Genomic DNA, 22342 nt, shown 5'->3' on the forward strand with positions numbered 1-22342 from the left:
GAGCAAATGAACGTAGCTGCCCCAGAGCGTGAACCCACGCAGGAGAAAATAATGAAACGTACATTTATTATGGTATTGGACTCATTTGGTATTGGTGCCAGCGCCGATGCTAACAAATTTGGTGACCAAGGGGCCGATACACTGGGCCACATTGCTGAGGTCTGCGCCCGTGGTGAAGCTAACGTTGGTCGTAGTGGCCCATTGACGCTGCCAAACTTGAGTCGTTTAGGGTTGGGTAAAGCTGCCGAAGAGTCCACCGGTAAATTCCCAGTTGGGCTGGATAAGAATGCAGACATCATTGGTGCCTATGGTTATGCCAGTGAGTTATCCTCCGGTAAAGATACACCGTCAGGCCACTGGGAGATTGCGGGGGTGCCGGTGCTGTTTGACTGGGGTTACTTCAGTGATGTCGAAAACAGTTTCCCACAGGAACTGTTGGATAAACTGGTAAAACGGGCCAACCTGCCGGGTTATCTGGGTAACTGTCACTCAAGTGGGACCGTTATCCTTGACCAATTGGGTGAAGAGCATATGAAAACCGGCAAACCGATTTTCTATACCTCGGCGGACTCGGTGTTCCAGATTGCCTGCCACGAAGAAACTTTTGGCCTGGATCGCTTGTATGAGCTGTGTGAAATTGCCCGCGAAGAACTGACCGAAGGTGGCTACAATATTGGCCGTGTGATTGCGCGTCCGTTTATTGGTGACAAGCCGGGTAACTTCCAACGCACCGGTAACCGCCATGATCTGGCCGTTGAACCGCCAGCACCAACCATGTTGAAAAAACTGGTGGATGAGAAAGGGGGAGAAGTGGTTTCTATCGGTAAAATTGCCGATATCTATGCGCATGTGGGTATCACTCAGAAAGTGAAAGCCACCGGTCTGGATGCGCTATTTGATGCCACGATAGAAGAAATGAAGAAAGCCGGTGATAACACTATCGTGTTCACTAACTTTGTGGATTTTGACTCTTCTTACGGTCACCGTCGCGACGTTGCTGGTTATGCTGCTGCATTGGAACTGTTCGACCGCCGCCTGCCTGAGTTGATGGCGCTGGTAAAAGAGGATGACATCATGATCCTGACGGCTGACCACGGTTGTGACCCAACCTGGCCGGGCACTGACCATACCCGTGAGCACATTCCGGTCTTGGTTTACGGCCCGAAAGTCAAACCAGGATCGCTTGGGCATCGTGAGACCTTTGCTGATATTGGGCAGACGGTAGCGACATATTTCAATCTATCCCCAATGGATTACGGTAAGAATATGCTTTAAGTCATTCAGCTAAGCTGAGCGTGCCATTTTGAACCCGAGCAGTGCTCGCCCTCCTCACGTACTGCGTGTACGCTCCGGGGGCTGTGCGCTGGCCGTGCCCAAACTGTCGGTGCTCATCTACGCTGGCGATGGCTGATTTTCTCTGAACTGTGCAAAGTAGTTCAAACTTAAAAACAGCTCAGTAATATAAATTTTAATTCTCTGATTTTTAAGGAAAGTGATTATGGCAACGCCACATATTAATGCTGAAATGGGTGATTTCGCTGACGTTGTATTAATGCCAGGGGATCCACTGCGTGCGAAATTTATCGCCGAAACCTTCCTGCAAGACGTGCGCGAAGTGAACAATGTGCGTGGCATGTTGGGCTTCACCGGTACTTATAAAGGCCGCAAAATCTCTGTAATGGGTCACGGTATGGGTATCCCGTCCTGCTCCATTTACGCCAAAGAACTGATCACTGATTTTGGCGTGAAAAAAATCATTCGTGTCGGTTCATGTGGTGCGGTTCGCGCCGATGTGAAACTGCGTGATGTGGTGATCGGCATGGGGGCTTGTACCGACTCCAAAGTAAACCGTATGCGCTTTAAAGATCACGACTATGCAGCGATTGCTGACTTTGAAATGACCCGCAATGCAGTGGATGCGGCAAAAGCGAAAGGTATCGACGTCCGTGTAGGTAACCTCTTCTCTGCTGACCTGTTCTACACGCCAGACCCGCAAATGTTTGATGTGATGGAAAAATACGGCATTCTGGGCGTGGAAATGGAAGCGGCCGGTATCTACGGCGTTGCCGCGGAGTTCGGTGCTAAAGCCCTGACCATCTGTACTGTTTCTGACCATATCCGTACCGGTGAGCAAACCACCGCTGCGGAGCGCCAGACGACCTTCAATGACATGATTGAAATTGCATTAGAATCGGTGTTGTTGGGCGATCAGAAGTAATCCCGTCTCTGCTTCCCTCTATTCAGCGGCAGCGATTTCTGCCGCTGAATCTATTCATAAAATCTGCCAGAAAAAATAGGTTTCTTTACACATCAGATAATTAGCGCTATAAATCTATTCATCATTCTATTCATGAATCTATTCATATGCTCTCTCTGGAAACGTTATTACGCCAAAAACCGGCGACCGCGAGCTATCTGGCGCAAGCTATGGCAATCAGTCAACCCACTGTTTCCCGGCAATTAAGCAGGTTAAAAGAGAGGGTGCTGAAAATAGGTAAAGGTAAAGCAACCCAATATGCCTTGCGGCGGTACATTGCTGGAGATAGTGCCAGAGAGCATGCATTTCCGCTATATCGTATCGATGAACAGGGTCATGTAACCCATTTCGCGATGCTCTATCCTATCCATCCGGCTGAAATGTGCTGTGTACATCAACTGGCATCTGATACATGGCAGCTATTTGATAGCTTGCCGTGGTATTTGACTGATATGCGGCCTCAGGGGTTTCTCGGGCGGATTTGGGGGAAGTCAGTTGCAGGTAAGTTACAGCTCACCGATGACGTTCGTTTGTGGAATGAAGACCATATCTTATTAGCACTGTCACGTCAGGCCGATGATATGAATGGCAATATATTGATTGGACAACAAAGTTATCAACATTGGTTAGCAGCACCTGATGCGATACCTATCGATCCGGTAGATAAGTTATCTCGTTATGCAGAACTTTCTCAAAAGGCTCTGGCGGGTGAAATGGTCGGTTCTTCTGCGGGCGGCGAACAACCGAAATTTACTTGTTATGCAGGGTATCTGGATCGGCCTTCGTCTTATGTTATTGTCAAATTTTCTGCCTCTTCGCAAAACGCCAATAGTCGGCGCTGGGGTGACCTACTGATATCTGAGTCGCTTGCACTTAACACCTTGAATAATAGGGGTTATAAAGCGGCCATAAGTCAGGTTTTACAGGGGGTTGGTAGGCAAATATTCCTTGAGGTAGAGCGATTTGATCGCTGCGGGCAGCGTGGCCGTTTAGGGATAGTTTCTTTAGAGGCGGTTAATGCCGAATTTGTTGGCAACCCAGTTGCCAGTTGGCCACAAGTTTGCCAACAATTAGTCGATAAAGGATTACTGGCCGCGCCGGCATTAGAGCAGGTCAACGTTATCTGGGCATTTGGTAAATTAATCGCCAATACCGATATGCACCAAGGTAACCTTTCCTTTCTGCATCCTGAGAACACACCACTATCATTAGCGCCAGTTTACGATATGCTGCCAATGGCATTTGCCCCGACGAGTACGGGGAATATGCGCCACAACGTGCCGGAAATCTCTTTATCTGCTGATATCAGCAAGCTGCACTGGCAACGCGCACAGCAACTGGCAAATATATTCTGGCAACAGGTGATAGATCACTCGAACATCAGTAATGAATTCAAACTTATTGCCCGACAGATGCAGGGAAAACTGCTTTCTCTCACCACGCTAATTGAGCGCATGGCATAATATCTATCCGCAGTATTATTTATCGCCCGTCTTTTTATCTGCATCTGCCTGACTGGCAGGTGTCTCAGGTGTTTCATCCTCATCTTCTTTGACCGGCGTATTGGCGGTGAGCAGATAAGGTGATTGCTGCCAACGGCTGCGGCGACCTTGCAGCAGAGTGCGAGCCAGAATGATCCCCACCGCCAGTGCGACGAGAATCATCAAGCGCAGCAAATTGGTGGTATTATCCACTTGCTTGGATTCCGTCGCCAGCACATGGGTGTCCAGCGTCATACGCAGAAAGCCGCTTGGCCCGCTTTTCCCGGGGATCAGCTCGACAATCTGGTGGTTGAAATAGCTGCCGGGGCGTTTACCATCCAAAGCCAGTCGATCACGTACTTTTACGTTCTCTCCAGCGCTGGCGACCAGCGTTCCGTCAATTTGATATACACTGGCATCCAATACGCGGCTTGATTGCGTCAGTTGCTGGAGAATTTCGTCAACTTTTTGGCTGTCGATATCATCATCCCCACTGTCCATGATGGGGGCGAGGCTGAAAGTGACTTGTTTTGCCAGTGTTTTCGCCAGCTCTTCAACTTGTTCCGAACGAGCGAGTTGATGACTGAGGCTGAAATAGGATGCACCTTGCATCAGCAAGACTAATAATGCCAAGCAAATCAGCACAATAGCCGTACGGTGCAGTCGGAATTTTAGTTTGGCCTTAGCCATGCAGGTTCCTTGCAAGAATCGGTGACTTTATACCCGTCATACTTCAAGCCGCATGTGCGTTGGCTACTCTCAATAACCCGAATCACTTACTGATGTAAGTTTATCGGGATTATTTCGTTTGCCGCCTTCCCGCAACTCGAATTATTTAGGGTATATGTTGCCAGAAGCAAGGGCGATAGGATAGCTTGATGCGTCCTTTTGTCTGGTCTTTACCCCGTTTTCTACAGGAGTCATTCATGTCTAATAGTCTGACCTATTGCGATCTCCCCGCGGAGATCTATCAATGGCCAGGTCTGCCACTTTCGCTCAGTGGTGATGAGGTCATGCCGCTGGATTATCGTGCCGGTCATACAGGTTGGCTACTGTACGGTAGAAAGCTGGATAAACAGCGTATTACGGGTTTTCAGGGCCAATTGGGTGCCGCCATGGTGATTGTCTCCGCCTGGTGTGTGGAGGATTATCAGGTCATCCGTTTGGCCGGCAGTTTAACCCCACGGATTAAAACGTTAGCGGATGAAAACGGTCTTGATGTCGCCCCTCTGGGAGCTATCCCGCATTTGCGTACCCCGGGCCTGCTGGTGATGGATATGGATTCAACTGCCATCCAAATCGAATGTATTGATGAGATTGCCAAACTCGCCGGTGTCGGCGAAGAAGTGGCTGCCGTCACCGAACGCGCCATGCAAGGTGAACTGGACTTCGCCGCCAGCCTGCGCCAGCGGGTTGCCACCCTGAAAGGGGCGGATGCCAATATCTTAAAACAGGTACGTGACCAACTGCCATTGATGCCGGGGCTGACCAGCCTGGTCCGTAAGCTTCAGGCATTAGATTGGCATGTGGCGATCGCCTCCGGTGGTTTTACTTATTACGCTGAATATCTGCGCGACAAACTGCGTCTGGTCGATGTGGCAGCCAATGAACTTGAAATCAAAGACGGCAAGCTGACCGGCAAAGTGTTAGGGCCGATTGTCGATGCACAATATAAAGCCGATACCCTGCTCAAGTTGGCGGAAAAACTCAATATCCCTATTGCTCAAACAGTGGCTATCGGCGATGGCGCCAATGACCTGAAAATGATGCAAGCCGCCGGTTTAGGGCTGGCTTTCCATGCAAAGCCGAAGGTGTATGCCAAAGCGAAAGTGGCGATCCGCCACGGTGATTTGCTGAGTGTTCTTTGCATTTTGACCGGCAGTCTGAAGCACGAAGAACGATGAAATAGGCTGTTTTATTTGCCATTTTTGAGCTTGTGCAGTGCTCACAAAACGCATGCATTTTGAACACACTTAAGGGCGGCCCGTAGGGGGAGCGTAGCGAATAAAATCCTCACGTTGCCATGATTTACAACGTCATGGTGTACGCTCCGATTTCTGCGCGCTGTCTGCACTCAAACTGCCTGCAACAATTACGCTTATTAGGTAATTTGGGGCTCAGGCAGGTGTGAGCTAATTAAATTGAGGTGAACCGTGGCTAAAGCGCCAAAACGAGCATTTGTCTGTAATGAGTGTGGTGCCGATTATCCTCGTTGGCAGGGGCAGTGCAGTGCCTGTAATGCCTGGAATACCATTACCGAAATCAGGCTGGCGGCGGCAACCTCGTCGTCGTCGCGCAATGAGCGTTTTGGTGGCTATGCCGGTGATGCAGGCGTCAGCCGGGTACAGAAGCTGTCAGATATCAGTCTGGACGAACTACCGCGCTTTTCAACGGGCTTTCTTGAGTTTGATCGGGTGCTAGGTGGTGGTGTAGTGCCGGGCAGTGCCATTCTGATTGGTGGTAACCCCGGCGCGGGGAAAAGTACCTTACTGTTGCAAACGCTCTGCAAGCTGTCTGAAAACATGAAAACCCTGTATGTCACTGGCGAAGAGTCGTTGCAGCAGGTGGCGATGCGTGCGCATCGTTTGGGGTTGCCTACAGCGGGCCTCAATATGCTGTCGGAAACCAGTATCGAGCAAATTTGCTTGATTGCTGAGCAAGAGCAGCCGCGCTTGATGGTGATCGACTCCATTCAGGTGATGCATATGGCGGATATTCAGTCGTCGCCGGGCAGCGTGGCCCAAGTGCGCGAAACGGCCGCCTACCTAACCCGTTTTGCCAAAACCCGGGGTGTTGCCATTATCATGGTGGGCCATGTGACGAAAGATGGTTCACTGGCCGGGCCGAAAGTGCTGGAGCACTGTATTGACTGCTCTGTGATGCTTGATGGTGACGGTGATACTCGTTTCCGTACGCTGCGTAGCCACAAAAACCGCTTTGGTGCGGTTAATGAGTTAGGTGTATTTGCTATGACCGAACAGGGCTTGCGTGAAGTTAGCAACCCGTCGGCGATTTTCCTCAGCCGTGGGGATGAAGTCACTGCTGGTAGCTCGGTGATGGTGGTATGGGAAGGGACTCGCCCGCTGCTGGTAGAGATTCAGGCGCTGGTCGATCACTCAATGATGTCCAACCCACGTCGGGTGGCGGTCGGTCTGGAACAGAACCGGCTGGCAATCTTGTTGGCGGTATTGCATCGCCATGGCGGGTTACAGATGTCGGACCAAGATGTGTTCGTCAATGTGGTGGGTGGTGTGAAAGTGACAGAAACCAGTGCTGATCTGGCATTGCTGATGTCGCTAGTATCCAGCTTGCGTGACCGCCCGCTGCCACAGGATTTAGTGGTATTTGGTGAGGTAGGGCTAGCCGGTGAAATTCGCCCAGTACCCAGTGGTCAAGAGCGTATCTCTGAGGCGGCCAAACACGGTTTTAAACGCGCTATCGTGCCGTATGCCAATATGCCGAAGAAGCCCCTGCCCAATATGCAGGTGTTCGGGGTGAAGAAATTGGCTGATGCGTTGGCGGTGTTAGAGGATTTATAACCGCTAATTTAGTCGTGTTCATCTTGCGGCATACTGTGTTATTTTTGTTTAGCGCACTAAACAAGGAGGCGGTATGCTGCAATTCGACTATCTCAAAACAGCAATTAAGCAAAAGGGTTGCACCTTACAGCAAGTGGCCGAATGCAACGGCATGACCAAAGGTTATTTAAGCCAGCTACTCAACGACAAAATCAAAAGCCCCAGTGCGCAAAAGCTTGAAGCTCTGCACCGTTTCCTCGGGCTGGAGTTTCCCCGCCGTGAGAAAAAAGTCGGCGTGGTATTTGGTAAATTTTACCCGCTGCATACCGGCCATATCTATTTAATCCAGCGCGCCTGTAGCCAGGTTGACGAGTTGCACATCATTCTTTGTTTCGATGAGCCACGCGATCGTGAGCTGTTTGAGAACAGTTCGATGTCACAGCAACCGACGGTCAGTGACCGTTTGCGCTGGTTGTTACAAACCTTTAAATATCAGAAAAATATCCATATTCATTCGTTTGATGAGCACGGTATCGAGCCGTACCCCCATGGCTGGGATGTGTGGAGCCATGGCGTAAAGAGCTTTATGAATGAAAAAGGCATTGTTCCGAATTTTATTTATTCCAGCGAAAGCCAGGATGCGCCGCATTACAACGAGCAATTTGGCATCGAAACCATCCTGATTGATCCACAGCGTTCATTTATGAATATCAGTGGTCGCCAGATCCGCCGTGACCCTTTCCGTTACTGGGACTATATCCCGACTGAAGTGAAGCCATTTTTTGTCCGTACCGTGGCGATACTGGGCGGTGAGTCCAGTGGGAAATCCACTTTGGTCAATAAGTTAGCCAATATCTTCAATACTACCAGTGCGTGGGAATATGGCCGGGATTATGTCTTCTCCCATCTTGGTGGCGATGAGATGGCGTTGCAATATTCTGATTACGACAAAATCGCGCTGGGGCAGGCACAGTATGTGGATTTTGCGGTGAAATACGCCAATAAAGTGGCATTTATCGATACTGACTTCGTTACCACGCAGGCCTTCTGCAAAAAGTATGAGGGCAAAGAGCACCCCTTCGTGCAGGCGCTGATTGACGAATACCGTTTTGATCTGGTTATTTTGTTGGAAAACAATACGCCGTGGGTTGCCGATGGTTTGCGCAGCCTGGGTAGCGATCGTGACCGTAAATCCTTCCAGAACTTACTGGAGCAGATGTTGCGCAGTAACAATATCGAATATGTTCACGTCGAATCGGCAGACTATGATGAACGCTTTCTGCGCTGTGTCGAACTGGTGCAACAGTTATTGGCCGCGGACCTGCAACGCCTTGCCCGCCCTTCATTATTGAGTGATGTACCACAATAGGGTTGATGAATATTTGATATCTGAGGGCGTGATTGTTGCAGTCAGTTTGCATGCGGACAGCGTACAGAAACCGGAGCGTACACCATGACGTTGTAAATCATGGCTACGTGAGGATTTCGAGCACTGCCCAAATGTAAAATAGCAAATAAAATAGCCCTGTTAATAATATATTTAGTAAGCAATAACGACTTTACCCTGCATATGTCCGCCTGCAACTTGCGCGTGGGCGGCATGCAGGTTTTCCACTGTCAGGCCGTGCAGGGTTTCGCTTAAGGTGCCTGGCAGTTTGCCCTCATCCACCAACTGGCTTACCTGTTTTAAAATTTGCCCTTGTTGGGCGATATCCGGGGTAGAGAACATACTGCGGGTGAACATAAATTCCCAATGCAGGGCGGCACTTTTTAGTTTTAACTGATTCTGATCCAACGGTTCTTCATTCTCAACGATGGTACAGATTTGCCCCAATGGTGCGATGAGCTCACTGATGGCGGGCCAATGGCCGTCGGTGTCATTCAGGCAAAGAATATAATCAACTTTATCAATACCTTCTTTTGCCAGCTCAGCTTTCAGATGGTGATAATCAACGGTCAAGTCCGCTCCACGTTCACGACACCAGGCGGCTGATGCTGGCCGTGATGCTGTTGCTATCACTTTTAGCGGGCTACGTAATGCCGCCAGGGGAATAGCTAATGAGCCAACCCCGCCCGCTCCCCCGATGATCAATAAACTTTGTCCGGCACTGGCTTGCTGAATTTTTAGATGTTCAAACAGCGCTTCCCACGCAGTTATTGCGGTTAATGGCAATGCAGCGGCCTGCGCCCAGTTGAATGAACGGGGTTTGTGGGCCACGATGCGAGCATCAACCAACTGTTGGTTAGCATTGCTACCGGGGCGGGTGATATCGCCGGCATACCACACTTCATCACCTGCACGGAACTCGGTGACGTTCGCACCGACGCTGATGACCACTCCAGCGGCATCCCAACCCAGAATTCGCGGCTGTTGCAGGCCATTCTTCTTCAGGCCAGCATGTACTTTGGTATCAACCGGATTGATGGACGCGGCTTTAACCTCAACCAGCAAATCAAACGGACCGGGAGTGAGTGGGTCCAGAGCGACTTCAATAAAATCGGTGGGTTGTTGCGGGTTCACCGCAATGGCTTTAACTGACATGGTAATACTCCTGTTTAGCGTATGGATTGAGTCTAGACCTTCTTGGTGGTGGTGATAAGATGGACAATCACTAACGCAGTGTTCGTCTAAGATAAACAATCATGTTTAAACAACTTCAGGATATGGCGCTGTTTGCACGAGTCGCGGAGTGTGGCAGCTTTACCCGCGCCGCTGAAATGGCGGGTTTACCGAAATCCAGTGTCAGCCAGCGCATCAGTCAGTTAGAACAAAACTTAGGTATCCGTTTACTCAATCGAACCACCCGTCAGCTGAACCTGACCTTTGCCGGTGAGCGCTATCTAGTGCATTGTCAGGAGATGCTACAAGCCGCAGAGCGCGCTGATCTGGCGCTGCAACGCCTGAAAGATAACCCCAGTGGCCGCTTGCGCATCTCAACTCCAGCAGGGCTGGGGGCGACTTTACTGGCGCGGTTGGCAACAGATTTCCAGCGGCAATACCCGGATGTGCTGTTGGAGGTGTTAGTCTCGGATACCATGGTAGACTTGGTTGAAGAGGGCTTTGATGTGGCATTGCGCACCGGTAAGCCGCAGGACTCGTCACTGATTGGCCGCCGATTGGGCTATGCGCCACGCTATCTGTTGGCGTCACCCGCCTATCTGGCACAGCATCCGCCACTCACTCATCCAAGGCAACTGGATACTCACCGTTGTATTGCCCACCGTGCCTGGCAGGCGCTGATTTTACGCCGTGAAGATGAGTTTTACCGCTGGCAGGTACCTGCGCTGCATGTCACTGATAATCTGCTGTATGCCCGTGAATGTGGCCTGGCGGGTGGTGGTATCACCCTATTACCGGCATTTTTAAGCCGTGAAGTGGTGGCAAACCGTCAATTAGTGGAAGTGTTACCACAATGGCAGGCTGAAGGTAATGAGCTGTATCTGGTGTATCCGAGTCGTAAGTTGAACTCACCGGCGCTGAGCTGTTTTATTGATGTGGTGATAGGTCATCCGGTGTTTGAAGACTATGTGCAGGGACTGGCAACGTCCTGAAAGATGTGGAGCCAGGCTCCACATCGGGCGAGCTATGCCAAATAGAACACTTCTCGTAGTGCCTGGCTTACCGGGCTGTTATCAGGGTTGGCTGGCATCACATCGGCCATATGTTGCCACCAGCGCTGGCAAATGGCGGTTTGGGCCACGGCATTCCAGCGCTCTTCTGATTCAATTTCGACAAAACCAAATAGCAAATTGCGCGTGTCATCAAGAAAAATTGAATAGTGGTGAGCGCCATGGGCTTTCAGTACCGCTTCCAGTTCAGGCCAGATGGGTGAGTGCCGCCGCTGATATTCTGCATGGGCATCAGGGTTAACCTGCATTACAAAGGCTTTGCGTATCATGATATTACTCCGATCAAAGTGCCTGTAAGTACAGTGCGCGGACTTGATCTCTGTCCGCAGTACGTGGGTTACAAGGAGCACAAGGATCCGCCAGCGCTTTATCTAACCAGCCTTCGATATCACTTTCCTGAATACCTAATGCTGAGAAGCCAACAGGAATGCCAACACGTTGCGACAACTGCCGAATGGCGCTTATCGCTTGATGGCTGGCTTGCTCATCAGTCAACTGCTGAGTATTTACCCCCATGGCTTGTGCTATGCGGGCAAAACGGCTGACTGCCTGTGGGCGGTTATACTCTTCAATAATTGGCAGTAAAATAGCATTGCACACCCCGTGTGGAAGGTTATGGGTCGCACCCGGCTGATGGGCCAGTGCATGCACTAAACCTAGCCCGGCGCTGTTAAATGCCATACCCGCCAGATACTGGCCGCACGCCATCATTTCACGTGCGTGCAGATTCTTACCGTCATCGACTGCCAGAGGTAACCATTGGCTGATCAGGCGGATAGATTCAAGCGCTGAATGGTCGGTTAGGGTGTGTGCGCCCAGCGATACATAGGCTTCGATAGCGTGGGTGAGGGCATCCATTCCGGTTGCAGCAGTCACACTGGCGGGAATATTCAACATGACAGCGGGATCATCGACGGCGATATCAGGAATGATATTTGTGTCGATAATGACTTCTTTTACTTGCCGCTGGCTATCAATAATCACTGCATTACTGGTCAGTTCTGCGGCTGTTCCGGCGGTGGTATTGATGGCGACCAGCGGGACGCCGCTCTGTTTTACTTTGCCGACACCGGAATACGCTGTGGATGGCCCCGGATTGGCGGTCAAAATTTTAACGGCTTTGGCTGTATCGATTGGGCTACCGCCACCAAAAGCTATCAGATAGTCACACTGATGCTGCCTGAAAGCAGTGAATCCTGCCTGTACTAACGCTTCGGTAGGGTTAGGAAATACCTCGCCAAACAAGGCATAAGGCAGCTGATGCTGCTGCATCGCAGCGAACAGACCGTCGAGTAGGCCTAGCTCGACCAACTGCCCATCAGTGACAATCAGGGCTTTGCCCCACTGTTTGTCACCGAGTAATTTAACCATATCCTCGATTGCACCTGTGCCGTGCAAGCTGATTTTTGGTAGTGCCAACATAAAGCTCATGCTGTGCTCCTCAAAGAAAGCAGACCAGATAATGACCAGCCCCGGCCTGAACCGGAGCGTTGGTCGAAGGGGTTAAACGTCCAGTGCAGCGGCTAATGGGGTCACGTCAAAACGAGCCGCGAGTGCTATCAGTTGTTCACGAGAAATGGTTTGCTGCTTGCCACCCATCGACAGGACTTTCACCATGATTTCGGCGGATTTCTCGGCGGTATCAATCAGACCAAAGGCATCATCCAGTGTTGGCCCACTGCCGAAAATACCGTGGAACGGCCACAGCACTAGGCTGTGTTCACGCATCTGCTCGGCGGTTTGGCTACCAATACCGTCGGTTCCCGGCACCATCCACGGCACGATGCCGATACCGTCGGGGAACACCACCAGGCACTCGGTGCTGCCCTCCCATAACAATCGAGTGAAGCTGGCATTTTCCAGTTTTTGTACATAACTCAGAGCAATCAGATTGGTGGCATGGCAATGCATGATCACTCGGTTGCTGCCACCACTGACTTGCATGCGAACAATATGAGATTGGAAGTGCGCGGCAAGCTCTGAGGTTGGCAGCCCCCCTTGCGGCAGGCCCCAGTGAATGTGATAAGCCATGCCATCATTGCTGACTTGCAGTAGTACCAGATTGTCTTCTGGGTTTAACTCAACATTGCGGAAAAATTTGCCAGAACCGGTGACTAAGAACCAACTGTTCGCCAGTTCGGGGGCGGGTTGAGTGAGTTCCACGTTACGTGGTTGCGCTGCGAAATCACCACGATACGGTTCAACCTCTTCAGCCAATAAGCGCAGGCTGATATTGCCACCGTTACGTTCATCCCACCCTTTGCGCCACATATCGCTGGTGGCTTTAATCATTCCCTGAATAAACCAGGAAGATTGAATAGCTTGCATAATCATGAGTCCTTAACGTTGGCTGAGAGTCTGTTGTTCGTAATCACGTACTGCATTGAGCCAGCGGGCATCGACCGGCACATCGTTGCGCTGACAATACCCTTCCCAGATGGCTTGCCATGGCAGGGATTTCTGTTCTTCCAGCAGCGCCAGGCGTGCGGTGTAGTCACCGCGCAGTTCCAATTGACGTAGCATCTCGGTCGGTTCCAATAAGGCGCGCAGCAAGGCTTTCTTCATGTTGCGAGTGCCAATGACCCAGGCGGCGATACGGTTGATGGAGGCATCAAAGAAGTCGAGACCGATATGCACCCTGTCGAACAGGTCGTGGCGGATAATTTCGTTGGCGATAGCCTGTGTTTCATCATCGAGCAAGACCACATGGTCGCTGTCCCAACGCACCGGACGACTGACATGCAGTAGCAGGCGCGGAACATACAACATGGCGCTAGAGATCTTGTCGGAAATCACCTCAGTCGGGTGGAAGTGACCGGCGTCCAGACACAGTGCGGTCTGGCGGCTGGCGGCATATCCCATGTAAAACTCGTTAGAGCCGACGGTGTAGCTTTCAGCCCCAATACCAAACAATTTGCTTTCGACGGCATCAATGTGATGGTTTGGGTTTAACTTTTCACTGATAACCTCATCCAGTGCTGATAGCAGCCGTTGGCGGGGTGCCAAACGGTCGATGGGGGTATCCTTCATGCCATCGGGGATCCAGATATTCATCACCGATGGTGTCCCTAGTTGCTCACCAAAATAGGCAGAGACCCGGCGGCTGGCCTGACAATGTTCAATCCAGAATTGGCGAATTTCAGGGTTGGCATGAGACAGGGTAAAACCATCGGCACTCAGTGGATGAGAGAAGCAGGATGGGTTGAAGTCCAATCCCAGATGATGTTTTTTAGCCCACTCAACCCAGCGGCTAAAGTGGCGTGGCTCAATTTTATTACGCGCCACGGGGGTATCCGATTCGAGATAAATAGCATGTAAATTGAGTCGTTTAGGGCCGGGAATCAATGTTAGGGCCAGTTCGAGGTCAGAACGTAACTCAGTAGCATTACGCGCTTTACCGGGGTAGTTACCGGTGGCCTGAATCCCGCCGGTCAGTACACCATCCGGGTTTTCAAAACCGGTGACGTCATCACCTTGCCAGCAGTGCATGGAGACCGGCAGGGTATCAAGGCGGGCAAGTGCGGCATCAACATCCACGCCGACGGCGGCGAAGCGCTGTTTAGCCAGATCCCAGGCCTGTTCAATAGAGTTCGTCATATGCAAAGTTCCTTAGGTAATTGACTCAGTGACTGGAATTGCGGCCAATGGGCTGCAAAGTCAGTGTTGTCGTGAGGGGATAAAGGGTGGAGTGGGAAGTTATTCGCCACGATGCGGCGGTAGTGAGCAACATCGCTCACCTCTCCCAGTGCAATTAATTGGCTGCCAATATTGCCCAGTGTCGAGGCTTCAACCGGCCCCATAGTGACATTCAGGCCACAGGCATCAGCACAGAGCTGATTAAGGAATTGGTTTTGGCAGCCGCCACCGACGATATGCAAATGGCTGATTGGACGCCCGCGTAACTCTGCCAGTTCTTGGGCAACTTGCCGGTACAACATGGCGAGGCTATCAAAGATACAACGAGCCAGTTGGGCTGCGGTGGTGGGGATTGGCATACCATATTCGCGGCAGGCGTTCTGAATCTCGCCGCACATATTGGCTGGATTAATAAAGCGGCTGTCATTGGGGTTAATCAGCGAGCGGCAAGCTGGTTGGCGTGCCGCCTGTTCGATCAACTGCGGCAGGTCTTTAATCTGCAACTCATCAGTGGCCCGTTGCAGTAACCACAAACCCATAATATTTTTCAGTACCCGGTAGCGGCTTTCAGCGCCACCTTCATTGGTGATATTGCTGGCCAGCGCCTGCCCATGGGTTATGGGGGTGGGGCTTTCAAACCCCATCAATGACCAGGTACCGGAGCTAAGATAGGCAGCATCCGCATCAATCAAGGGTGCGGCAAGTACCGCGCTGGCAGTATCGTGGCTGGCAACGGCAATGACCGGCACCTGCTGGCCGCTGGCGCCTGGCCAATAGCCGATGGTATTGCCAGGTTTAGTGGGCTTGGCAAACCAATGGGCCGGTACCCCGGCATAGGCTAATAGATCGCTATCCCAATCATTGGTTTCAATATTAAGTAACTGGGTGGTAGTGGCATTGGTGTATTCCCAGTTAAGCTGGCCAGTAAGGCGATAGTGCAAATAGTCCGGGATCAGTAACAGATGGGCGACATCGGCCAACAAATACGGTTGCTGTTCGCTTAATGCCCGTAATTGATACAAGGTATTGAACGGTAAAAATTGAATACCGGTACGGCGATAAATGGCACTGCTTCCCAGCGTTTGTTGCGCTTGCTCCATCACACCCTGCGTACGACTGTCGCGGTAGGAGACTGGCTGTCCGACCCGTTTCCCTTGCTTATCAAGCAAAACAAAATCAACACCCCAGCTATCAATTCCAATGCTGTCGAGCTGAATCCCTTCGCTATCGAGCTGATTCAGGCCCTGACGGATTGATTGTTCAATAGCATCGATATCCCAGACATCGGTACCATCAATAGATTTAATCTGATTAGCAAAGCGGCAAACTTCTCGCAGCTCAAGTTGCGGTTGGCTGGGATGATAACTCGCCAGCATCACGCGCCCGCTGGATGCGCCAAGGTCAATGGCGACTATGTGCCGGGGGCTGATAGATGGTGTTACTGCTGATTGTGTGGGCATGATTAGCGGCCTGTCATTTCTCAATGCCCACAGTGTAGAAACTTGCCTTACCTACCACCTTCTCATCACTGCCAGCCGCTATGGCTTGCTGGCAAAATGACGAAAGTGAAAGTGAAACAGCTCACAGTTTCGTATTTAAACAGGGCATCGCTCGCCTGTGACCCTGCGCATACTTTTCAACATTGCTGCACTTATCTAAAAAAAATCACCGCCAAAGTCGCTTTTAACGTCAAAAATTGAAGGTTTCATTACCGCTGCTGCTTTTACTATCGAGAGCTGAAGCAGGGCGATTTCGCCATGCCTGTTGAAAGAGGGCAAAAGATGACTGTCTTGCACAGTATTGATTTTTTCTCTTCAAGTTCTGCATCGGTCGCAATTGAAGCCCGGGAGCCACAACCCGCATTTCCTGAGCATCATCATGATTTTTATGAAATTATTATTGTTGAGCAGGGGGCCGGGGTCCATGTGTTTAATGGCAACCCCTACACCTTAAGCGGAGGGTGTGTTTGTTTTGTCCGTGACCATGATCGTCACCTGTTTGAGTCAACCGACGGTTTGTTCCTCACCAACGTCTTATTCCGTGCGCCCGATGCTTTTCGTTTCTTGTCTGGCGTAGAACATTTTCTGCCACGTGAAACTGAAGGGGTTTACCCCTCTCATTGGCGGATTAATGGACAGGTTTTACAGCAAGTAAAACACTTGATTCGCTGCCTTGAGCACTCGCCTCACAGCGAGCAAGCTGAAGATATCGCACTACATGAAAGTGTGTTTATGCAGTTGTTGGTGCAACTGTGGCAAGGGTGTCGGGCGCAGGTGGGTGAGGATCAGGAAGGGCGGTTATGCCAATTATTAGACTGGCTACAGAACCACTACAGTGAGGTAATTGAGTGGCCGGAACTGGCTGATCGCTTTGCTTTACCATTACGCACCCTCCATCGGCAGTTAAAAAACCAGACCGGCATGACCCCACAACGTTATCTGACGCGTTTGCGTTTGCTACAGGCGCGTCATCAATTGTATTACAGCGATAATAGCGTTACCGAGATTGCCTACCAATGTGGTTTTGGTGACAGCAATCATTTTTCAACGCTGTTTAAGCGGGAGTTTTCTCAGTCTCCCCGTGATTTGCGCAGTCAACTGTAGTGCAACCCGTGGAGGCGTGAATAGCATCACGGTAAAAATCGGTAGTTTCATGATAATGAGCTGCTTATTAATTGACCTGTAAATATAGGGCGATAAACATGCGGATACCACTGCGGTTAGAAAGCCGGGATTATTTGCCATCGGAGCAGATGCCGGTGGCGGTAACCAACCGATACCCGCAGGAAGTCTTCGCAGAGCATACCCATCAATTCTGCGAGATTGTGATTGTCTGGCGGGGTAACGGGTTACATGTCCTAAATGATCATCCTTACCGCATTACCTGTGGCGACGTTTTTTATATTCAAGCCACAGATCATCATAGCTACGAATCCGTGCATGACTTGGTATTAGATAACATTATTTATTGCCCGGAACGGTTACACCTAAATGCACAGTGGCATAAGTTATTACCTCTATTTGGGCATGAGCAGAATCAAGGATGCTGGCGGTTAACCACGCAGGGCATGGCACAGGCTCGGCCGATTATTCATCAGTTGGCACAGGAGTCACGTAAGACAGATTCCTGGTCGATACAACTGACGGAAGCGCTATTATTGCAACTCGCCATCGTACTAAAACGCCATCGCTACCGAGCTGAACAGGCACATCTATTGCCCGATGGTGAACAGCTAGATCTCGTGATGTCTGCCGTACAACAAAGCCTGGCAACGCATTTTGATATGGCGGAGTTCTGCCATAAAAATCAGTTAGTTGAACGTTCACTTAAACAACTGTTTCCGCCAATTCCCAAACGAAATGCAACAAAGTGACCCACCGGTCAGGTACGGATAAAATAGCCGTATTGACCCTGTCGGAGACCCTGTTGCATGAAGGGAAAACATTTGACTCAGCATGAGCGCTTTTACATCGAAAAACGAAAAGCTGAAGGCGTTAATCAGTCCTGCATTGCCAGAGAGCTCGGCGTCTCTCGCTCTACCCTGAGCCGGGAGCTCAGACGTAATACGGACCCCGCCTTCAACGGACTTTACTCCTCCAGACGCGCTGATGCCTTAGCCAGACAACGGCGGGGCGCCACCTCGGCACACAATGCCTGTTTCCCTCTGGGCCAGCAGACACAAGACTTTCTCCGGCAGGCGCTGGCTGTACATACCTCCCCTGAGGTTATCTGTGGGAGACTGAAAATCCAGTTTGATATCGCCGTCAGCAAAAATACCCTCTACCGCTATATCCGTTCGGACAGACAGGCTGGCGGTAAGCTTTACCTTCAGCTCCCTCACCGGGGTAAACGCTATCGCTATGATACGGGTGAGCCCGGACGCACGCCCATCCCGGACAGGGTTGGCATTGAGCACAGGCCTGCTGAGGCTGAACTCAAACAGGTTCCCGGGCATGTTGAAATCGATACGATTTTTGGCAAAGACCAGAAGTCATTCCTGCTGACGGTCGTGGACAAAGCCACAAAGCAGGTCATTATCCGTAAACTCCCCAATAAGTGCGCTGAGAGCGTCGTGGAAGCGTTCAGGGACATCGTGGCGAATACTTTCTGCGAGTTTAAAACCCTGACGGCAGATAACGGACCCGAGTTTGCGAAACATAAGGACATCACTCAGGTAACGGGCGCAAAGGTTTACTTTGCCCGGCCTTATCATTCCTGGGAGCGGGGGTTGAATGAGCATACCAACGGTCTGATACGGCGGTTTTATCCGAAAGGAACCGATTTTAATGGCGTCAGCGATGAAGATATTGCGAGACTGGAGCACATCCTCAACACTCGGGGGCGCAAATCTCTGGAATACAGCTCACCGAATGAGGTATTTTTAGAGTATCTACTCGCTGCATAACGCATGATGGTTTGTTGCGTTTCGTTCGGGAATGGGGCTTCGCCAACAGACTGGAATGAGTATCAACCATTATTTACGCCAAATTCGCCTTTGTCATGCCAAATGTTTGCTGCGGGGAAGTGAGCATCGCATCAGTGATATTGCTGCACGTTGCGGGTTTGAGGACAGTAATTATTTCTCTGCCGTTTTTACGCGTGAAGCTGGCATGACACCACGCGACTATCGCCAGCGTTTTGTTCGAGCACCGTTATTCGCGGGTAAGAATAGGCGTGAAGCAGAACAGCCTCAGGGTACAACCATCATTTAGCGATGCCAATTGGCGAGGACGTTGCTTAACGTCACCCGCCAATACCATTTTATCTTTAGTTTTGCGATTATGCTGCCATACCCAAACCGACTATATTTGCTGCCAGAATGATCACCAGACAACCAATACACAGCACCGTCACTGGTTTCTTGCTTGAGCATTTCCACTCTTTGAGTAACAGACCCACAATACCACCACACAACACATAGAAACTCATGTGCAGCATCCAGCTCATATAGTCATACTGTGGTGGGATTTTGGCGTGACCCCAGGCATAGAAGAAGAATTGCAGATACCACATCAATCCCCCCAAGGCTGAGAACAAAATATTAGTGATCAACAGCGGCTTGGCGATAGAAAAATCGGCTTTGACCGACAAATTCTTGAGGCTGGCTAAACGAATAAAACAGTAACTCAGGTTGATGATGGCCCCACCGCCCATGATGATGACGTAACTTGGTAACGCTACATACAGAGGGTTAATCCCTAATGCGCTGGCGGCTTCATGCATCGGTTTCGCGGCATCCATGGCAAATGACATACCGGCTGAGAAAATACCGCACATCACCGCCAGAATAAGCCCTTTCTTCAGGTTGAACTCTTCCGCCTGAATGCCCATGGCGCGTTCTTTCAGTAATCCAGCGTAACTGACAATAGCTACCCCGATCAGTGCCACGACGACACCCAGCAGGGTCATTCGGCCGCCAGCAGTGCCGAGTAGTACATCAAAGCGCCCTTGCAGTATGGGGGTCATTAATGTGCCGATAATCAGGGTGATACCGATGGCAATTCCAATCCCCATCGACATGCCGAGGTAACGCATGGTCAGGCCGTAGTTGATATTACCAATCCCCCACATGGCACCGAACAGAAATACTGGCAGTAGGGTTGCTATACTGAAGGAGCCGTAATATTGCCAAAAATCAGGCAATAACAAATAGCTGACCGTCCACGGTAGAATAAGCCATGACACCAGGCCACCAATCGACCACATGGTCTCCCATGACCACTTTTTAACTTGCTTAAACGGCGCGTAGAAACACGCCGCACTGGCAGCGCCCACCAGATGCCAAATTATCCCCAATATAATCGCATTGTTCATCTTATTATCCTTCGTTGTGATGGTGCGGGTAGGCGCAGAACCAGAAGGGCGCATAAACCGCTGATGACGAAGGAGTCTAAATAGTGTGCAGTCTTGTCACCTTCGGCTGACTGCCTTAGGACAAGGAATACTGGCAAAATTCAGTGGGTAAGAATGATAACGATCACAGAATGGAATTCTGGTGGTTGGCGGCTTGTTGGGGGGAGAGAATCGCCGGAGTATTCGGCTCATTTGATGAGCCGAATAGCGGCTTTAATCGGCTCACGTGATGAGCCGATGTCATATTACTTGGTCATCTTCTTATACTTGATACGGTGTGGTTCCAGTGCTTCGGCACCCAGAGTGCGTTTCTTCCACTCTTCGTATTCAGTAAAGTTACCTTCGAAGAACGCCACTTTGCCCTCATCCTGATAGTCGATGATATGGGTAGCAATTCGGTCAAGGAACCAACGGTCATGGGAAATAACCATCGCGCAACCCGGGAATTCCAGTAAGGCGTTTTCCAGTGCGCGCAGCGTTTCGATATCCAGATCGTTAGTCGGTTCATCGAGCAGCAACATGTTACCGCCAACCTGTAGCAGTTTGGCCAAATGGATACGGCCGCGCTCACCACCGGACAGCTCACCCACACGCTTGCCCTGATCAATCCCTTTAAAGTTAAAGCGGCCTACATAAGCACGGCTTGGAATTTCAAAGTTACCAATCTTCATGATGTCCTGACCGCCGGAGACTTCTTCCCATACGGTTTTGCTGTCGTCCATGTTGTCACGGAACTGATCAACCGATGCCAATTGCACGGTATCGCCCAGTGAAATCGTGCCAGAATCAGGTTGTTCCTGCCCAGATAACATGCGGAACAGGGTTGATTTACCGGCCCCGTTTGGCCCGATGATCCCCACAATCGCCCCTTTCGGCAGCGCAAAGGTCAGATCATCAATCAGCAGACGGTCACCGTAAGACTTGCTCAGGTGCTCAACTTCCAGCACTTTGTCGCCCAACCGTGGACCCGGCGGAATGAACAATTCACTGGTTTCATTACGTTTTTGATACTCAACGCTGTTAAGTTCTTCAAAGCGGGCCAGACGTGCTTTACCTTTCGCCTGACGGCCTTTTGGATTCTGACGAACCCACTCCAGCTCTTTCTCAATAGACTTGCGACGTGCGGCTTCGGAAGAGGCTTCCAGTGCCAGACGAGCATCTTTTTGCTCCAGCCATGAAGAGTAATTGCCTTCCCACGGAATGCCTTCGCCACGGTCCAGTTCCAGAATCCAACCCGCCACATTATCAAGGAAGTAACGGTCATGGGTAATGGCGACAACAGTGCCCTCATAGTCGTGCAAGAAGCGCTCCAGCCAAGCCACGGATTCGGCATCCAAGTGGTTAGTGGGTTCATCCAGCAACAACATATCGGGTTTTTCCAGCAGCAGGCGGCAAATTGCCACGCGACGACGTTCACCACCGGACAGATTGGCAATTTTGGCCTCCCACGGTGGCAGGCGCAGAGCATCGGCAGCACGCTCTAACTGGTTATCCAGGTTATGGCCATCATGAGACTGGATAATCGCTTCCAGCTCGCCTTGTTCCTTCGCCAGCTTATCAAAATCAGCATCAGGATCGGCGTACAGTGCATAAACCTCATCCAGACGGGTCAGCGCGCGTTTAACGTCACCCACCGCCTCTTCAACCGACTCACGCACGGTTTGCTCAAGATTTAGCTTAGGTTCCTGCGGTAGGTAACCAATTTTGATACCAGGCTGCGGGCGGGCTTCGCCTTCAATATCAGTGTCAATGCCAGCCATGATACGCAGTAGGGTAGATTTACCCGAGCCGTTAAGGCCCAGCACACCAATTTTGGCCCCAGGGAAGAAACTCAAGGAGATGTTTTTCAGAATATGACGTTTCGGCGGAACGACTTTGCCGACACGATGCATAGAATAGACGTATTGAGCCACGTTGCGTCTGCCTCTCTAGATCAGTTTTTATTAGGATATCTGGTGCGGAGTGTA

Annotated in this window: 19 protein-coding genes and 2 pseudogenes; 12 read left to right on the forward strand and 9 right to left on the reverse strand. The window is 50.8% G+C overall.

The genetic code is table 11. The annotated features are described in order from the left end of the window. Positions 1 to 51: 51 nt before the first annotated feature. From deoB to yjjJ, 3 genes are all read left to right on the forward strand, one after another. Complete coding sequence (deoB, locus tag ACWJJO_RS03260) at positions 52 to 1275, forward strand: phosphopentomutase (RefSeq protein ID WP_042568600.1); 1224 nt, start codon at positions 52 to 54, stop codon at positions 1273 to 1275. Positions 1276 to 1498: 223 nt separating this feature from the next. Further along, entirely contained in the window at positions 1499 to 2218 is a 720-nt protein-coding gene (gene deoD, locus ACWJJO_RS03265; RefSeq protein ID WP_083160686.1) for a purine-nucleoside phosphorylase, read from the forward strand. Between the two features lie 128 nt (positions 2219 to 2346). Next, positions 2347 to 3720, forward strand: coding sequence for a type II toxin-antitoxin system HipA family toxin YjjJ (gene yjjJ, locus ACWJJO_RS03270; protein WP_481091558.1), 1374 nt, complete (start codon positions 2347 to 2349; stop codon positions 3718 to 3720). A 15-nt stretch (positions 3721 to 3735) separates the two neighbouring features. Here yjjJ and ACWJJO_RS03275 read toward each other — a convergent pair whose 3' ends face one another. Further along, positions 3736 to 4428, reverse strand: a complete 693-nt coding sequence (locus ACWJJO_RS03275; RefSeq protein WP_420072914.1) for a YtjB family periplasmic protein — start codon at positions 4426 to 4428, stop codon at positions 3736 to 3738. Positions 4429 to 4664: 236 nt separating this feature from the next. Between ACWJJO_RS03275 and serB the strand changes: the two genes are divergently transcribed. The 3 genes from serB (at position 4665) to nadR (ending at position 8625) form a co-directional block, all read left to right on the forward strand. Beyond that, positions 4665 to 5642, forward strand: a complete 978-nt coding sequence (serB, locus tag ACWJJO_RS03280; RefSeq protein WP_083160679.1) for a phosphoserine phosphatase — start codon at positions 4665 to 4667, stop codon at positions 5640 to 5642. A 249-nt stretch (positions 5643 to 5891) separates the two neighbouring features. Next, the gene (gene radA / locus ACWJJO_RS03285; protein ID WP_004701929.1) at positions 5892 to 7277 is read left to right on the forward strand and encodes a DNA repair protein RadA; all 1386 of its coding nucleotides are present in this window, start codon (positions 5892 to 5894) and stop codon (positions 7275 to 7277) included. Positions 7278 to 7350: 73 nt separating this feature from the next. Next, a complete protein-coding gene (gene nadR / locus ACWJJO_RS03290) occupies positions 7351 to 8625 on the forward strand; it encodes a multifunctional transcriptional regulator/nicotinamide-nucleotide adenylyltransferase/ribosylnicotinamide kinase NadR (RefSeq protein ID WP_420072913.1) in 1275 nt (424 codons plus the stop codon). A 171-nt stretch (positions 8626 to 8796) separates the two neighbouring features. On the opposite strand, the gene ACWJJO_RS03295 is transcribed toward nadR, so the two are convergent. Next, on the reverse strand, positions 8797 to 9798 hold the full coding sequence (locus ACWJJO_RS03295) for a zinc-binding alcohol dehydrogenase family protein (protein ID WP_372568644.1): 1002 nt from the start codon (positions 9796 to 9798) through the stop codon (positions 8797 to 8799). Positions 9799 to 9899: 101 nt separating this feature from the next. Here ACWJJO_RS03295 and ACWJJO_RS03300 point away from each other — a divergent pair, with 101 nt between their 5' ends. Further along, complete coding sequence (locus ACWJJO_RS03300; RefSeq protein ID WP_372568645.1) at positions 9900 to 10808, forward strand: LysR family transcriptional regulator; 909 nt, start codon at positions 9900 to 9902, stop codon at positions 10806 to 10808. A 32-nt stretch (positions 10809 to 10840) separates the two neighbouring features. On the opposite strand, the gene rhaM is transcribed toward ACWJJO_RS03300, so the two are convergent. The 5 genes from rhaM to rhaB all read right to left on the reverse strand — a co-directional run bounded on the left by rhaM (position 10841) and on the right by rhaB (position 15937). Further along, positions 10841 to 11155, reverse strand: a complete 315-nt coding sequence (rhaM, locus tag ACWJJO_RS03305; RefSeq protein ID WP_083160673.1) for an L-rhamnose mutarotase — start codon at positions 11153 to 11155, stop codon at positions 10841 to 10843. A 13-nt stretch (positions 11156 to 11168) separates the two neighbouring features. After that, positions 11169 to 12317 carry a lactaldehyde reductase gene (gene fucO, locus ACWJJO_RS03310; RefSeq protein ID WP_481090635.1) on the reverse strand — a complete coding sequence of 383 codons (1149 nt, stop codon included), beginning with the start codon at positions 12315 to 12317 and terminating at the stop codon, positions 11169 to 11171. A gap of 72 nt (positions 12318 to 12389) precedes the next feature. Next, positions 12390 to 13214: a rhamnulose-1-phosphate aldolase gene (gene rhaD / locus ACWJJO_RS03315; protein ID WP_083160669.1), complete on the reverse strand. Its 825-nt coding sequence runs from the start codon at positions 13212 to 13214 to the stop codon at positions 12390 to 12392. Between the two features lie 12 nt (positions 13215 to 13226). Next, positions 13227 to 14483, reverse strand: coding sequence for an L-rhamnose isomerase (locus tag ACWJJO_RS03320; protein WP_442821274.1), 1257 nt, complete (start codon positions 14481 to 14483; stop codon positions 13227 to 13229). Beyond that, positions 14480 to 15937 (reverse strand): rhamnulokinase, encoded by a 1458-nt coding sequence (gene rhaB, locus ACWJJO_RS03325; protein WP_442821460.1) that lies wholly within the window; start codon positions 15935 to 15937, stop codon positions 14480 to 14482. Before rhaB ends, ACWJJO_RS03320 begins: the two co-directional genes overlap by 4 nt. On the opposite strand from rhaB, the gene ACWJJO_RS03330 reads away from it, so the two are divergent. The 5 genes and pseudogenes from ACWJJO_RS03330 to ACWJJO_RS03350 form a co-directional block, all read left to right on the forward strand. After that, positions 15927 to 16082, forward strand: a complete 156-nt coding sequence (locus tag ACWJJO_RS03330) for a phosphoribosylaminoimidazole synthetase (RefSeq protein WP_102970476.1) — start codon at positions 15927 to 15929, stop codon at positions 16080 to 16082. The genes rhaB and ACWJJO_RS03330 overlap by 11 nt on opposite strands. Positions 16083 to 16303: 221 nt before the next feature. Continuing rightward, positions 16304 to 17125, forward strand: a complete 822-nt coding sequence (gene rhaS, locus ACWJJO_RS03335; RefSeq protein ID WP_083160665.1) for an HTH-type transcriptional activator RhaS — start codon at positions 16304 to 16306, stop codon at positions 17123 to 17125. Positions 17126 to 17223: 98 nt separating this feature from the next. Continuing rightward, positions 17224 to 17862 (forward strand): annotated as a pseudogene (rhaR, locus tag ACWJJO_RS03340) (HTH-type transcriptional activator RhaR); the annotation flags it as partial. A gap of 90 nt (positions 17863 to 17952) precedes the next feature. Beyond that, positions 17953 to 18927: an IS30 family transposase gene (locus ACWJJO_RS03345; RefSeq protein ID WP_481090511.1), complete on the forward strand. Its 975-nt coding sequence runs from the start codon at positions 17953 to 17955 to the stop codon at positions 18925 to 18927. A gap of 40 nt (positions 18928 to 18967) precedes the next feature. Next, a pseudogene (locus ACWJJO_RS03350) lies at positions 18968 to 19234 on the forward strand (helix-turn-helix domain-containing protein); the annotation flags it as partial. A gap of 67 nt (positions 19235 to 19301) precedes the next feature. Here the strand turns inward: ACWJJO_RS03350 and rhaT are convergent. Together rhaT and ettA are read right to left on the reverse strand one after the other, a co-directional pair. After that, entirely contained in the window at positions 19302 to 20336 is a 1035-nt protein-coding gene (rhaT, locus tag ACWJJO_RS03355; protein WP_372568648.1) for an L-rhamnose/proton symporter RhaT, read from the reverse strand. Positions 20337 to 20620: 284 nt separating this feature from the next. Further along, positions 20621 to 22288, reverse strand: coding sequence for an energy-dependent translational throttle protein EttA (gene ettA / locus ACWJJO_RS03360; RefSeq protein ID WP_083160659.1), 1668 nt, complete (start codon positions 22286 to 22288; stop codon positions 20621 to 20623). Between the last annotated feature and the right edge of the window lie 54 nt (positions 22289 to 22342).

Source organism: Yersinia antarctica, assembly GCF_056636475.1.